Below are 14,608 nucleotides of genomic sequence, written 5' to 3' on the forward strand. Positions count from 1 at the left end.
ATCTATTTTGGCCCGACAGGGCCGTATCAGCCAAGGAATCAAAAGGTACATTGTACTAAATAAGTGAATCGATTTTAATGTTGACTTGAAATTAGAATATATTGAATTGTAAGGTGAACTGTGGATTTTTGGTTGTAAAAAGATGATTTTTGGCATGCTTATTGGAAAAATCACTGTGAAACTAAACCAATTATTTTTCTTACAGTCCTTTGAAAGAAAGCAAAGCCATTAGCAAAACTGCTAATGGCTTTTTTTTTGGCTTATGGATATATGGGAGGGGATAAGCGCAGAAGCAATAGGGCAGAAGGATAGGGTAAGCAGGATCAACTATCCTGTAAATGGCACTTTTTTATAATTCATGAACATTGTACAGCCATATTTAAATGAAATCCTTCTTGAAATCATTACTTTTGCTATAATATAAATGTGAGTAGATGCTGAAAGTAAAAAACCTTATCTTATTTCTCCTCCTCTCAGTGACTCTGGGCGCCTGTCTGGATGGCGATGCCAACCAAAAATCGTCCTTGGTCAATGTGTATATTACCGATGCGCCGGGAGACTTCGACGAGGTGTACCTGGAGCTCAAGCGTGTGGAAGTATTCGTGCAAAATTCAAATCGAGGTGGTGATGATGCCTGGGTATCCTTATACTATATCCCCCTCAGTAATGTGGTCAATATAAGTGCATTGGTAAACGGCTCACAGCTGATATTAGGAAGATCTGAATTGCCCCTGGGCAAAATCACTCAAATAAAGCTGGTCTTCGGAGATGAGCAATACCTGGTGCTCGATGAGGAGCCACTCAGCCTAGTATGGGAAGACCCGAGCGAGATGGAATACATCATCGATGTGGACTATACACTGGAAGGCGGCCGCTCTTATGATATAGTATTGGACATTGACTTGGCGAGATCCATCACTGACTCCGACCAAGAGGAGGTATATTTATTCTCTCCTAAAATCCGAAGTTTCGAGACGGGCTCGATCGCCGCCATCTCTGGTACGGTGAGCCCTCTGGCCGCCCAGCCTTATATCTACGCTATCCTCGGCGAAGACTCCATCTCCACCCTGACCGATGACAGTGGCAATTTTCTGTTCAACGGCCTGGAGGCGGGAGACTATGCGATATATATTAATCCCCGAGCCCCCTATCAGGACAGTTTATTTACAGTCACCGCCAAGATCGACTCGGTAACGGTGATAGAAACCATCCTACTGCCAGAAATCCAAGAAGAGATATTACCCTAAAACCGCCAATAATGACCCAAGACGAAAGATATATGCTGCGAGCACTGGAGCTGGCAGAACTTGGGCGAGGACGGGTAAGTCCAAATCCCATGGTGGGATGTGTCATCGTCTGGCAGGATACCATCATCGGTGAGGGCTATCACCGCCAGTACGGCGGCCCCCATGCGGAGCCTAACGCGATCGAAGCAGTAAAAGACCCTGGAAAACTTCCCGAATCCACGGTATATGTCACACTGGAACCCTGCGCTCATTTCGGTAAAACCCCGCCATGTGCAGCGCTCTTGGTGGCCAAAAAAGTAAAGAAAGTCATCATCGCCCTCGTGGACACCAATCCTCTGGTGGGCGGAAAGGGCATCAAAATGCTGCAAGATGCCGGTATAGAAGTGGTCACGGGAATCCTCGAGCAGCCTGCCCGAAAACTCAATAAACGGTTCTTCACCAGCATTGAAAAAAAACGTCCCTATATTATTCTGAAATGGGCACAAACTGTGGATGGCTTTGTGGCTCGGAAAAACTATGATAGCAAATGGATCTCCAACCCTTCCAGCCGGCAGATGGTGCATCAGTGGAGGGCAGAGGAGGACGCCATCATGGTGGGCACCAACACCGCCCAATACGATAATCCACGCCTGAATGTCCGCGACTGGCAGGGAAAAGATCCGCTCAGGATCGTGCTGGACCGAAGCTTGCGATTAGCACCTTCCTTATCTTTATTTGATCATCAGATCCCCACGATTTGCTATAACAGCCTTAAAAATAGCGAAGAAGAAAATCTAAGTTTTGTAAAACTAGCGCAGGACCTTCCCCTGGTCGAAATGCTGAAAGACCTCCAGCAGCGGAAAATCCAAAGCTTAATAGTGGAAGGCGGGAGTTTTTTGCTGCATAAATTCATAGAAAATGAACTTTGGGACGAGGCAAGGGTGTTTACTGGCCAAAGGAAATTTTCCGAAGGCATCCCGGCACCCAGGCTGAGGCCTAGCGCCAGCACCAGCTATGATATTTTGGGTGACCGACTGGAAATTTTCGAAAATCAATAAGAAGCGTAAATCACTAATTGGCCCAAGGGGCACTCATCAATGGCAGAATCACTATACCTTCCGACGGCAGCGAGCAAGGCTGAAAAATACGAGGCACTTTTACCGCAAATAGAAGCACTCATCAGTGGTGAGCCCGATCTGACGGCCAATCTCGCCAATATAAGTGCAGCACTGAAAGGTGCCTTTGGCTTCTTCTGGGTGGGATTCTATATCGTGAAAGAAGACGTATTGGTATTAGGTCCCTTCCAAGGCCCCATCGCCTGCACCCGCATCCATCGTGGCAAAGGCGTATGTGGAACGGCCTGGGAGCAAGGTAAAACCCAGTTGGTGCCCGATGTGGATGCCTTTCCAGGCCATATCGCCTGCAGCTCTGCCTCCAAGTCCGAGATTGTTGTCCCTGGATTTTATAAGGATGAAGTACTGCTGATCTTAGATATAGACAGTGATCAGCTGGATGATTTTGATCCTACGGATCAAGAATACCTTGAGAAAATGATGAAAATTCTCGAACAAACCATCGCTTAATGCTATGAACCTAGCATGGTTAAAATGACCTTCTTAAGCTTCTATAAGTAATATTCCTTGGTTAATTCCATTCGTCAACTGAGATACAAAAAGGTCCTCGCCCCAGCCGAAGGACACTTACTCACCTCAGGCTGAAGGTGTAATAAATCGAGCCATGGCATCCACTAGCTCTCTGGGATCATCGCTAATGATCAATGGAGCCATCTGCTGGTCCTTGATAAACCCTTCCTGGCGAGAAAAATCCAGGAAGCTTATCAGCTGATCATAATATCCATTTACATTGTACAAAGCCAGAGGCTTCCTCATATAGGCCAGTTGGTTTAGCGTCATCACCTCAAAGAGCTCCTCCAAGGTCCCAATACCGCCAGGCATGGCCACAAATCCATCACCCCGCTCGGCCATCAGCCACTTCCGATCTCTCATGGTCTCCACCACGGTCAGCTCGGTACATCCCTGGTGGGCCACTTCTATATCCACGAGCTTTTGGGGGATAATACCATATACATTCCTACCCGCCGTCAGCATATAATCTGCCATAATCCCCATCAAACCGACCTTTCCAGCCCCATATACAAGGTCAAGCTCCCGATCAACAAGCTCCTTCGCCAGTGCTAAGGATCCCTCCTTATAGATGGGATTATTGCCAGTATTGGCTCCACAGTAAATTGTAATTTTTTTCATGTCTAAAAAGGTTTTTTGGGCGAATGCAATTATTATGCTATCGAAAATTTATACTTATTGAGTAATTATTCCAGGTAAAGTAAGTGGAATTTATAAAGGTTTCCTCTTGTAGGAATAGCTTTTTGGGGCTTCCGGCTCTGGGTACAATTAGTAAGAATACTTATTCCCACTCCCACAAAACCAAGGTGGTAAAGAACTCGCTACCATTATAGCGTTTTTCCAACTAAGAACTTAGACTTAGTCCGGCAATTTTCTTTGCTGAGCAAAAATTGATTTCTTACCAAAAAGCATACTTCCAAAATGTCAATTATAGGAAGTTGAAATCACATGCGTGGATGTAAGTCAGTATGAACAAATTAAAGAAAATTTCGATGGATGTAAAACCCAAATCTCCCTTAATTATAGATCAATTTTTTCTTCCTCATTTTCTACACTGAATCTCATTTTTGCCCTGATATTCTTTGGCAAAAACGAAATATTCATTTCCCCTCCCCCAGCTCAAAGGACTGGGAAAGAGCGGAAGATTTACACTTAATATTTTGGAGTCTTAGTTAGAGATAGGCAGTCAATATTTCCAGAGGTACGCGGAAAAGAGCGAAGCAGGCTATCGCTTGATAATCCATTTAGCGCTATGCGTCCAGCCATGCTTTAAAAAATATATTTTATATTCCTGTGACATTTTTCTATCCGCTGCGAATAATAATAGTAAAAGAAGCCAAACTGGAAACCAAAAACTTATGAACCAGCCATTGGAAAGGGATTTTGAGCAATACCTGGAGCATTATGAGCGCATGATCAGCAAGGTGGCGCGCATCTATAGCCATGATCAGGAGGGGCAAAAAGACCTTATTCAGGAAATTGTCCTGCAGCTGTGGAGGGCATTTCCTAAGTATGAGGCTAGCAAATCCACTAGTACCTGGACCTATAGAATCGCCCTAAACGTCTCCATATCCTTCCTTCGAAAAGAGAAATCCAGAAGGGAAGGAGAAGAAAGCTACCGCCAGGAATGGCCGGTTTACAGCAGCCCCCCAACAGATAATGACGAGCGCATCGAGCAGCTCTACCGATTTATGGATCAGGTAAAATCCACCGATAAGGCCCTGTTGCTGCTGCTCCTGGAGGGCTTCAAAAATAAAGAAATCGCCTCGATAATGGGGATCTCCACCAGCCTGGTTTCCACGAAAATCTTCCGTATCAAGGAACAATTAAAAGTCTATTTCGAATCATTAAATCAATAGAATTATGGAATATCGAGAATTAAGTCAGCTATGGCAAGAGGATTCCACAGCGCCAAAATCCAGTAATTTGCTATCCCGAAAACTCATAAATGAGGCCATCACCTCCAAGGTAGGCGCCAGCTTCAAAGAGCAAAAATTCTCCACCTATTTTGAGCTAATCAGCAATATCTTATGGATGTGTTTCCTGGTGAGTTTTATGAAGCAAGAGCTCCATGCCCTGCAGTTTTTTATTCCTGCGCTGATCCTGGGATTGGCCAGTCTGCTTAGTCTGGGCATGGCAGGCTATCAATTATGGCTATATCATGGGAGTCATTCGGATGATGCAGTGCTCGATGCCCAGCGGAAAGTCATGAAGCTGCAATATTTGGAGGCCTTGGATAGACGCTTGCTTTGGCTATTGATACCGGTATTGTCCACGCCCTTTTTGATCGTGTTGGCGAAGAGTCTGGCGGGAATAGACATGTACTTATTCCCAAATTTCCTTTGGCAAATAGGGCTGGGAAGCATCCCGATATCCGCCATTATTGTGTGGATACTGAAGCGATTTCCCTCCAAAAAGCTGCAAGAAGCCCGGGACTTTCTAGACGAACTGGACCAAATGAAGGAATAAGGCTGCTGGGCGAATGAATAGGGTATTTAATTTACTATCTTCTTAGCCTTAACCAACGCCTGATAGGATAAGCGTACCAGTGGTCGATCTGCACCTTCCTAAAGATCTTAGGAGCAAAAGGAGGATACGATCCCTCACCGTATCCCGAAGGTGCAGGACAGTGCTCTGGCAATATGTCTTTAGTTTGGGAATAGATTAGAACTAAGAGAATAGCGGATAAGCAGGTTTAGGCATGGCCCAAAACCACGCTGTCACTGTATTATTATATACCATGAGCACAACTATGAATAAGCCAAAATTCCAGGGTATCATCCCGCCGATGATTACGCCTTTGCTAGAGGAAGACCAGATAGATATTCTAGGACTAGAGCGGCTGCTGGACCATATGATTTCAGGCGGGATACATGGGATTTTTATCCTTGGCACCACTGGAGAGTCCACCAGTCTTTCTTATAGACTCCGTCACGAACTGGTGAGGCTCACTTGCAAAATGGTAAATGGAAGGCTGCCCGTCCTGGTGGGCATTACAGATACCGCTGCGACGGAGAGCATCCGCCTGGCCAATACAGCCAAGGAGGAAGGTGCCGCAGCGGTGGTGGCCGCTCCCCCCTATTATTTTAATCTAGGCCAGCCTGAGCTGATCGAATATTATGAATACTTGATACGGAAGCTTCCACTGCCCTTATTCCTTTATAATATGCCTTCTCATACCAAGATCATCATTGAGCCCAATACGGTAAAAACGCTCTCCAACTATAAGGAGATCATCGGGCTCAAGGACAGTTCTGCCAATAATGCCTATTTCAATAATCTGGTTCATAAGATGAAAGATCAACCTGACTTTTCGCTCTTTGTGGGTCCGGAGGAAATCATGGCAGAGACGGTCTTACTTGGAGCAGATGGAGGCGTGAATGGCGGGGCCAATATGTTCCCAAAACTCTATACCAAACTCTACGAAGCGGCAAAAACGGGGGATATCACCAGGGTGAAAGAGCTACACTCAGTGGTCATGCAAATATCTTCTCAGCTCTACTCCTTAGGCCACTATGGCTCCAGCTATCTGAAAGGGATCAAAGGGGCGCTGAGCCTTATGGGTATTTGCTCTGACTATATGGCCTCCCCCTTGCACCGATTCAGGGCAGAGGACCGAGAGAAGCTCGCCTGCAACCTACAGCGCATCCAAGAGCGAGTGGATCAGCTGCAGCTGCGCTAAAGAGAATCCTTCAAGCCTTGCAAATAAGTCTCTCAAAAAATTAGAGGCCATAATCAGTTTAATTTAACCCGAATAGCCCATGCAATTATCCCTGATCGACCTTGCCATATTTTTGGTTTATATGCTCGGCATCCTGTTTTTTGGTGTGTCTTTTTATTTTAAGAAAGGCCGGACAACAGATGACTATATGGTGGGTGGAAGGAAACTGCCTGCCTGGGCGATAGGGATGTCGATTTTTGCGACCTTTGTGAGCAGCATTAGTTTCTTAGCCCTTCCGGGCAATGCTTATTTGGGGAATTGGAATAGTTTTGTCTTCAGCTTGTCAATTCCTATAGCAGCGTGGATAGCAGTGAAGTTCTTTGTTCCCATGTACCGGGAGCTAAAGAGCGAATCAGCCTATTACTATTTGGAGGAGCGATTTGGCGCTTGGGCGCGGACCTATGCCTCCATCTGCTATCTGCTCACCCAGCTGGCACGGATGGGCACGATACTGTACTTACTGGCTTTACCGATGAATGCGCTGCTGGGTTGGGACATTGCTACGATCATTATTGTGACCGGCATAGCGGTGATCATCTATGCTTCCATGGGAGGAATAGAGGCGGTCATCTGGACCGATGCTATTCAGGGAATAGTCTTGATCCTTGGGGCCATCACCTGTCTTCTGATCCTATTATTTTCTATGCCTGAAGGTCCCGGGCAGGTGATCAGCATAGGGCAGGAGCATGGTAAGTTCAGCTTGGGAAGCATGGGGATCAGCTTTACAGCCTCCACATTTTGGGTGATCCTGATTTATGGCCTATTCATAAATCTTCAGAATTTCGGCATTGACCAAAATTACGTGCAGCGCTATATGAGTGCCAAGACCGAAAAGGAGGCGATTAAGTCCACTTGGTTTGGGAGCAGCCTTTATGTGCCGGTATCCTTATTGTTCTTTTTTATCGGAACGGCGCTATTTGCTTATTATCAGGCTATGCCGGAATTATTACCTGCTTCGCTGCAGACCGCGGATGCTGCGGACAAGATTTTCCCTTATTTCATCGTAAATGGCCTGCCTAAAGGGCTTACAGGCTTATTGATCGCTTCTATATTTGCCGCAGGCATGAGCACCATCTCCACCAGCCTCAATAGCTCTGCCACTGTGATCCTTACAGACCATTATAAGAAATATATCAATCGCACCTCCAGCCAAAAAACCAACTTCCGCGTCCTGACCATTTCCGCTGTGGCGATGGGCATCTTAAGCATCCTGGTATCACTTGCCATGACCGAGGTCAAAAGCGCCCTGGATGCTTGGTGGGCACTGAGCTCAGTATTTAGCGGTGGGGTGCTGGGATTATTTCTCTTGGGCTATTTCTCCAGGAGGGTAAAACAAATGGAAGCGGCCATTGGGGTGGTACTAGGCCTCCTCGTCATCGGATGGATGAGCCTGACCCCCATATTCATCAGCGAAGGTCCATGGATATCCTTTCGAAATCCCCTACATGCCAATATGACCATTGTGGTGGGCACCTTAGTAATCTTCCTCACGGGGTTTTTATTGTCCAAAGTGCTTAATGGTAAAACCAGATAAACCTAAAATAGGAAAGCCAAATTATTAACAAGAAGCACATCCAAGCAAAGATACAACCGTCATCGAGGGTCATGCATCATGCGATCGCGGCTCTACCCATTGCTGTAGAGACTGCTCCAAAATGGTTTTTCATACGTACTGCTGAGGCCCTGACGGGCAAAATTATACCACCTAACTTGGGTATAAATACTAGAGGGAAACCGTCCAAAATCTGTAAAAAAGTAAGTTTAGGATATTAATTCAGTAGGGCAAAAAAAAAACAACCTGACCAATTTGGCCAGGTTGTAAAGTATATGCTATTAAGATGGATTTTGTTCCATTTCAGGGTTTGCATTGATTTCATCCTGAGGAATTCTCCACTGCCAGTTATTGGTACCTGCTGGCTCTGTGAATTTACCACTCAAGACGCTGCTTACGTGATTTCCACCATTTCTATTAAGCGGAAGATTAAGACGCTTCAGGTCATAGAATCGGAAGCCCTCACCCCATAGTTCCAAACGACGCTGAATCATGATCTCCTCGATCAAGGCATCACCGGTATTGGTGCTTAGGGTATATTCTGGATCCCGGGCACTCGCAAGTTCAAACAGGGCCTGAGCAGCGCCTGCATTATTACCTGATCTAGCCAAGGCTTCCGCCTGAAGCAAGATCATTTCAGCAGCTCTCATATAAGGCACATCACCCACAGAGCTACCAGAAGACTGGGCCAGGAATTTTGTGTTCATATAAGGCACCTTAGTGAAAGCAGAAGAAGGCATTTCGAAGGCCTGTCCAGTCGGATCCCAAAGACCTCTTCTTATATCCGTTGCAGACATCTCGTCATATAGAGGCTGGAAGATCGCCTTAGGATTGCCACGAATATTGGTAGAGCTGAAGTTCAGCGACATATAAGCAAAGAAGGAGGCAAAGTACGTGGTCTGAATATCGATCTGAGCAGAACCCCAGATCCACTCCGGATTATTCACATTATTGAATCCTTCAAACAATTGTGTCTCATTCATCAGGTCAAAGCCATCACGAGCTTGTGCAGCAAGAGGAGCAGCTTCGGCATATTTACCTTGGGTAAGATAAACACGGGCTTTTATTCCTCTAGCGACATTGATATTCAAGTGAGACTTGGCATTACGATCTTCTGTCAATAAAGAAATCGCCTGATCCAGATCCGCATGTATTTGGGTATATACCTCTTCTACAGTATTACGGGGACCACCTTCAGTGATGGGATCAAGAACGATAGGTACACCTAGCTGAGTATTGGTAGTATTGGGCGCATAGCGCTCCGCAAACATCTGTACCAAGTTAAAGTGAGCCCAGGCACGATAGGCCAGGGCCTGTCCTTTGATCTCGTCTTTTTCTTCCTGAGGGCCTTCAGCACCATCGATATTTGCGATGATCATATTGGCATTGCCCATTACTTTATAGTAAAATCTCCATACAAAGCGTACATCAGAAGCAGTTTCAATGATGTGTCTCTGCCAGCTAGCGATGGAAATAAACCAGCCATTTCCCACAGCTGTGTTTACCAAATCTTCTCCCATCATATCTCGCATGATCATCACACCACTTTCTGCTGGCTGACCTTGAGAGTCATATCGCTCAAACATGGTACGGTGAATCCCGTTTAGGGCCGTCATGGCATTCTTGGTGGTGGTAAAGACCGAAGTCTCAGACACCGCATCCGTAGGCTTGGTGTCAAGGTAATCTGAGGCACAGCTCATATTTACCAGGACAACCAGACTTAGTATTTTATAAAATATCTTTTTCATGTTAATTCTGGTTTAGAAGCTTACATTTAAACCTAAGGTGAAGGTTTTAGCTGGTGTATAAGTATTGGAGGTCGTTCCGTTGAAACTTTCAGAAACGAACATTCCTTTTCTTTTAGACAGCCATCCCAAGTTCTCCCCAGCCACATAGATCGATGCTTGAGAAGCATCCACCTTTTTCAGCAGATTGGCAGGAAGGATATAGCTAAGGTTTATTGATCGCAGGTTCAAATAAGATCTATCGATCAACCAACGGTCTGAACCGCCGTTTGATTGCTGTCCTTGAATATTATCCATACGTGGTACATTGGTGATATCACCAGCCGTCTCCCATCTATTTAGGATATCTTTATGCAATGAAGAGCCATCAGGTGATGAGGTCATCATACTTGCATATACACCATCATATATATCGCCGCCCACAGAGAAGCTGGTCAATATACTTAGGGAGATATTCTTATAGGTAAAGGTATTGCTCAAACCGCCAGTAAAGTCCGGGATAGCAGTACCTGCCGAATGGTAGGCGGCATTTGACAGGGTAGTGGTCAAAGTATCCTGACCCTGAATGATTACATCATCACGTAATGAACCTTCAGTGGTAAGCTTTTCCACGGCTGTGTACATGCCATAGCCCGTCTCAGGATCCACGCCTCTCCAGTCTCTCAACCAATAGTCATAAATGGATCCACCAACTACCAACTTCTTAGTTCCAACTACCTGCTCCTCAAATGGCAATTTCTTAAACTCATTTTTGAAGGTGGAGACGTTCAGGTTGGCATTCCAAGTGAAGTCCTGATTACGGATGATGTCACCTTGAAGTTGAAGTTCGATACCGGTATTAGACATGGTACCCACATTGACTGGGGTACTTTCGATACCGGTAGTCAAAGAAAGCGGTACGTCAAACAGTAGGTTTTCAGAAACTCTATAATAATATTCCAAGGTACCAGTGAATCTTTTTGCAAAAGCAAAGTCAATTCCGATATCGAAGGTATTATTTGACTCCCATAATAATTCAGTAGCTGACAAGCTTCCCTGAAGGATACCAGGCTCATTGGCATTATTATAATCCAGATCATATAAGGCCTGCCAAGGATAGTAATCAGGGCTACCAGCATCATCCAAAAGGCCGTCATTACCTACCTCACCATAACTGGCTCGTAATTTCAACATATCAAAGAAGTCTGCATTGAAGAAGGCCTCTTTTTCGATATTCCACGCACCGGCCACAGACCAGAAAGTACCCCATCTTACGTCCTCAAAGAACCTGGATGAACCATCTCTTCTGATGGACGCTGACAAGGAATACTTATCATCATATACATAGTTGAAGCGAGAGAAGTAAGACTCGATACGATAAGAATCCACTCTACCATCCGCAGAGTTTACTGTCACGAAGTTACCAGGCTCGATATTTCCATCAAGGATCTGCCCTTGCTTAGCGATTTCCTGACGGTTGATCTTCAGGTCATAGTTTTCGTGCGCCACCAATCCTTCAAAGTAATGCTTGATATTGATGGTATTAGCATAGCTCAAAATCTGGTTGAAGGTCATGGAATTTCTTCGCGTATTCAGACGGTCTGTTCTTCCAGATGGAGCGCCGTCACCCACGATAGGGTTATCATAGCCCACACCTAGATAAGAGATCATATCTGTAGAGATATTGGATCTGAACTTAAAGTTTTTGAGAAAATCTATCTCAGCATAAGCCCTAGCACTGATGACATCTCTGTCATAGAAGTTTTCGTTTAGCTTAGTTTCCTGCACCACGTGACGTCCAGGAGATCCACCAGAACCACGGAATACAGAACCTAGATTGGTCATATCTCCGGTATCATATATTTTTTGTCCGTTGGCATCCAGGATATATCCACCAGTTTGCTGGTTTTGAAGATATACTGGATAGATAGGGCCCATATTTCTAGCAAAGAAAAACGGGTTTACATAACTAGAATTTCCTGAAGTAGCGGCGTTATTGCCTTCAGTCATGGTAGCGGAAAGGTTGATACCTGTCTTGAACCAGTCTGTAGCTTGCGTATTCACATTGATACGACCAGTAAATCGCTCCATATCAGACTTGATTACAAAGCCTTTTTCATTTAGATAACCAATACTAGTATAGTAGTCAGTTCTATCTGTACCGCCTGAATAAGACATATTGTACTCGCCTCTACCACCGCTACGGGTCACTGCGTCGAACCAATCAAGGTCGGTAAAGTTATTTACTGCACCAGAGTTTAGCATACCATCCACACCCACTACTTCGTTGTTAGGGACGTCATACACATTATATTTCAGCACAGGAATAAGGTTTTCCGAAGCATATTGGCTAGCGGCATTTTCTGCCATATTAGAGTTAGTCATCTGACCAAATTTCAGAGACTCCCAAGTCAGCGGATAATATTCGTCTGCATTGACACGGTCATATTCAGGAAGTGCTCTGGAAGACACCCCTTGACGAATACTTATATTAAAGGTTGGCTTATTTTTACCGCCTTTTTTGGTAGTGATCATGATCACACCGTTGGCGGCTCTGGCTCCATAAAGAGCTGAAGAGGAAGCATCCTTCAATACCGTCACATCTGCAATGTCCTTAGGATTAAGGTTAGAGATATCACCATCATAAGGCACACCATCCACCACATATAGTGGATTTTGGGAAGCATTTACAGAGCCGATTCCTCGGATACGGATGGTGGGACTCTCTCCTGGCTGGCCACTAGCAGAGGTGGTTATTACACCAGCCGCCTGACCTTCCAGTACATTTGTTACACTGTTGATGGGACGATTGGCAATACTGGCTTCTTTGATGGCAATTGCAGAACCTGCAAAATTGCCTTTCTCGGCAGAACCATAAGCCACTACGATGACCTCATCCAGATTTTGGGTATCTGGCGACAAGGTCACATTTACTGTAGATTGGTTTCCGATCTTTGATTCGAAACTGGAATAACCAATAAAACTAAAAACTAATGTATTCTGGCCCTCTGGGACCGTAATAGAATACATACCGTCTAGGTCGGTGATGGCACCGACTGTAGTACCCTTTACCAAGACATTCACGCCTGGCAATCCATTAGGCTCTTCTTGCGAAACTACCTTCCCTGTTACCTTGCGACCTTGGGCCCAAGTAGCAGAAATGGTCAAGAGCACTAAGATTAAACTTAGTAAACTTTTCCTCATAAAGTTATTTATTTGAGTAATAAAATTGGAAAAAGAACATTCATCACGAATAACTTATATTCTAGTTTTATGGTAAATAAAACCGATAAACATTCATTTGCTTGCAATGTTAAGAATTTTTAACATTAAAATACGTTGGTTTACCTATATTTTCTGAAAAATTACCTATTCACCCTTTATTTTTACCAAATGAAATGAATCGAAGGTGATAAATTTTCAGAACTTATATGATTCCTAAGCCCTCATCTATGGACAAAAATTAGGCATCATTTGATTTTTAGAGGATTTTATGCTTTTAATCTCTAAGACATTTGGACAATTATGACTTGGTTAAAAAAAATACCATGAAAACAATTTTACACAAACAAAAATCAAATACTCTACTCCATACAGTTCTTACAAATATCAATTTCTGATCTATCTAGGAAAATCTGGTTTCTAAAAGACCCATACTTTACATTTTTCCATATTTCCGCCAATCGCGTTATTCCAATATTACCCATGGTGTATTTTCCATCCTTATCATAGCAGCAGGGAAGCACATCCCCATCCCAGGTGATTACCGCTCCTTGCCACATCCTCCAACATTTATCTCTAAGCTCTTTTTTGAGCTTCCACTTTCCCATGCCATCAGGCAGATAGCGGGAATATCGGAGGTCGCTGGGGATCAGCGGGGAGCCATTTTCATAATTATAGATTTGAGCGGTCTTCAGCTGCAGCTCATCCACCCCGAGAGATTTGGCCAGAGACTTGATTTTAGATAGCTCATGCTCATTCTGGCCAGTCACCAAAAACTGAAATATAACTTGAGGAAAATGTTGATGACGCGCCCGCCGGCTTTTGATCAGTAGATCAATACCCGCAAGCACCCGATCCAGCTTTCCTCCAATCCGATAATTTTCATACACCTCCTGCGTAGCCCCATCCACCGATACGATCAGCTGCTTAAGGCCTGAATCTAATACCTGGGGCACAGTCTTTTCATTGAGGAAATGCGCATTGGTAGAGGTGGCAGTAAAGATCTTATGCTGATCAGCGTATTTTACCAGTTCCAAAAACTGAGGATGCAAGAAGGGTTCGCCTTGAAAATACAGGTGCAAATAGGCCAAATGGGGGGATACTTCCTGAATGATCTTTTGGTAAAGTGCTGTATCCAGCATCCCTGTGGGACGGGAAAAACTCCTCAGGCCAGAAGGACATTCGGGACACCGTAGATTGCAGCCCGTGGTAGGCTCTATTGACAAAGCCGCAGGTAAACCCTGAATAAGAGGCTTTCGGAACCATTGAGCTTTCCAAAAAGAGAGATATAAGCTGACAGCATTCCTAACCTTGGCCCAGGACAAATACTTAAAAAACTGAATACCTAAAACCACTTTGCTTTTCATGAACTATCTCTCTATCTCGCTCGCTCAGGAATAGTCTTATTCCAGCTCATCAAAATTAGTTATAATCCACTCATCAGCAAATTTCAAAAAAACTATATGGAAGCAAGGAAATCTCAAAATGAAATCAGCACTTATTGAGCGTTTTTAGGATCC

The 14,608-nt window shown here is 44.6% G+C and carries 11 protein-coding genes; 7 read left to right on the forward strand and 4 right to left on the reverse strand.

Features of this window, described 5'->3' with window-relative positions:
* Window positions 1–434: 434 nt before the first annotated feature.
* The 3 genes from B050_RS0102160 to B050_RS0102170 are packed head-to-tail and all read left to right on the forward strand — an operon-like array spanning window position 435 to window position 2,809.
* Entirely contained in the window at window positions 435–1,247 is an 813-nt protein-coding gene (locus B050_RS0102160; RefSeq protein ID WP_018472232.1) for a DUF4382 domain-containing protein, read from the forward strand.
* 11 nt (window positions 1,248–1,258) lie between these two features.
* A complete protein-coding gene (gene ribD, locus B050_RS0102165; protein ID WP_018472233.1) occupies window positions 1,259–2,284 on the forward strand; it encodes a bifunctional diaminohydroxyphosphoribosylaminopyrimidine deaminase/5-amino-6-(5-phosphoribosylamino)uracil reductase RibD in 1,026 nt (341 codons plus the stop codon).
* A 39-nt stretch (window positions 2,285–2,323) separates the two neighbouring features.
* Entirely contained in the window at window positions 2,324–2,809 is a 486-nt protein-coding gene (locus tag B050_RS0102170; protein ID WP_018472234.1) for a GAF domain-containing protein, read from the forward strand.
* Between the two features lie 126 nt (window positions 2,810–2,935).
* On the opposite strand, the gene B050_RS0102175 is transcribed toward B050_RS0102170, so the two are convergent.
* Window positions 2,936–3,490, reverse strand: coding sequence for an LOG family protein (locus B050_RS0102175; RefSeq protein ID WP_018472235.1), 555 nt, complete (start codon window positions 3,488–3,490; stop codon window positions 2,936–2,938).
* A gap of 737 nt (window positions 3,491–4,227) precedes the next feature.
* Here B050_RS0102175 and B050_RS0102180 point away from each other — a divergent pair.
* The 4 genes from B050_RS0102180 to B050_RS0102195 all read left to right on the forward strand — a co-directional run bounded on the left by B050_RS0102180 (window position 4,228) and on the right by B050_RS0102195 (window position 8,124).
* Window positions 4,228–4,728: an RNA polymerase sigma factor gene (locus B050_RS0102180; protein WP_018472236.1), complete on the forward strand. Its 501-nt coding sequence runs from the start codon at window positions 4,228–4,230 to the stop codon at window positions 4,726–4,728.
* A 4-nt stretch (window positions 4,729–4,732) separates the two neighbouring features.
* Entirely contained in the window at window positions 4,733–5,338 is a 606-nt protein-coding gene (locus B050_RS0102185; RefSeq protein WP_018472237.1) for a hypothetical protein, read from the forward strand.
* 283 nt (window positions 5,339–5,621) lie between these two features.
* The gene (locus B050_RS0102190; RefSeq protein WP_018472238.1) at window positions 5,622–6,551 is read left to right on the forward strand and encodes a dihydrodipicolinate synthase family protein; all 930 of its coding nucleotides are present in this window, start codon (window positions 5,622–5,624) and stop codon (window positions 6,549–6,551) included.
* A gap of 79 nt (window positions 6,552–6,630) precedes the next feature.
* Window positions 6,631–8,124 carry a sodium:solute symporter gene (locus B050_RS0102195; RefSeq protein ID WP_018472239.1) on the forward strand — a complete coding sequence of 498 codons (1,494 nt, stop codon included), beginning with the start codon at window positions 6,631–6,633 and terminating at the stop codon, window positions 8,122–8,124.
* Window positions 8,125–8,423: 299 nt separating this feature from the next.
* Here the strand turns inward: B050_RS0102195 and B050_RS0102200 are convergent, their stop codons facing one another.
* The 3 genes from B050_RS0102200 to B050_RS0102210 all read right to left on the reverse strand — a co-directional run bounded on the left by B050_RS0102200 (window position 8,424) and on the right by B050_RS0102210 (window position 14,455).
* Window positions 8,424–9,890 (reverse strand): RagB/SusD family nutrient uptake outer membrane protein, encoded by a 1,467-nt coding sequence (locus tag B050_RS0102200; RefSeq protein WP_018472240.1) that lies wholly within the window; start codon window positions 9,888–9,890, stop codon window positions 8,424–8,426.
* A gap of 12 nt (window positions 9,891–9,902) precedes the next feature.
* Complete coding sequence (locus tag B050_RS0102205; RefSeq protein WP_018472241.1) at window positions 9,903–13,070, reverse strand: SusC/RagA family TonB-linked outer membrane protein; 3,168 nt, start codon at window positions 13,068–13,070, stop codon at window positions 9,903–9,905.
* Window positions 13,071–13,450: 380 nt separating this feature from the next.
* Window positions 13,451–14,455 carry a radical SAM/SPASM domain-containing protein gene (locus B050_RS0102210; RefSeq protein WP_018472242.1) on the reverse strand — a complete coding sequence of 335 codons (1,005 nt, stop codon included), beginning with the start codon at window positions 14,453–14,455 and terminating at the stop codon, window positions 13,451–13,453.
* Window positions 14,456–14,608 lie beyond the last annotated feature (153 nt).

It is taken from the genome of Echinicola pacifica DSM 19836, from assembly GCF_000373245.1.
GTDB lineage: Bacteria > Bacteroidota > Bacteroidia > Cytophagales > Cyclobacteriaceae > Echinicola > Echinicola pacifica.

Excerpts from the sequence above, each read along its gene's own strand:
- B050_RS0102160 (WP_018472232.1), top strand. The coding sequence starts at position 435 with ATGCTGAAAGTAAAAAACCTTATCTTATTTCTCCTCCTCTCAGTGACT.
- ribD (WP_018472233.1), top strand. The coding sequence starts at position 1,259 with ATGACCCAAGACGAAAGATATATGCTGCGAGCACTGGAGCTGGCAGAA.
- B050_RS0102170 (WP_018472234.1), top strand. The coding sequence starts at position 2,324 with ATGGCAGAATCACTATACCTTCCGACGGCAGCGAGCAAGGCTGAAAAA.
- B050_RS0102175 (WP_018472235.1), bottom strand. The coding sequence starts at position 3,490 with ATGAAAAAAATTACAATTTACTGTGGAGCCAATACTGGCAATAATCCC.
- B050_RS0102180 (WP_018472236.1), top strand. The coding sequence starts at position 4,228 with ATGAACCAGCCATTGGAAAGGGATTTTGAGCAATACCTGGAGCATTAT.
- B050_RS0102185 (WP_018472237.1), top strand. The coding sequence starts at position 4,733 with ATGGAATATCGAGAATTAAGTCAGCTATGGCAAGAGGATTCCACAGCG.
- B050_RS0102190 (WP_018472238.1), top strand. The coding sequence starts at position 5,622 with ATGAATAAGCCAAAATTCCAGGGTATCATCCCGCCGATGATTACGCCT.
- B050_RS0102195 (WP_018472239.1), top strand. The coding sequence starts at position 6,631 with ATGCAATTATCCCTGATCGACCTTGCCATATTTTTGGTTTATATGCTC.
- B050_RS0102200 (WP_018472240.1), bottom strand. The coding sequence starts at position 9,890 with ATGAAAAAGATATTTTATAAAATACTAAGTCTGGTTGTCCTGGTAAAT.
- B050_RS0102205 (WP_018472241.1), bottom strand. The coding sequence starts at position 13,070 with ATGAGGAAAAGTTTACTAAGTTTAATCTTAGTGCTCTTGACCATTTCT.
- B050_RS0102210 (WP_018472242.1), bottom strand. The coding sequence starts at position 14,455 with ATGAAAAGCAAAGTGGTTTTAGGTATTCAGTTTTTTAAGTATTTGTCC.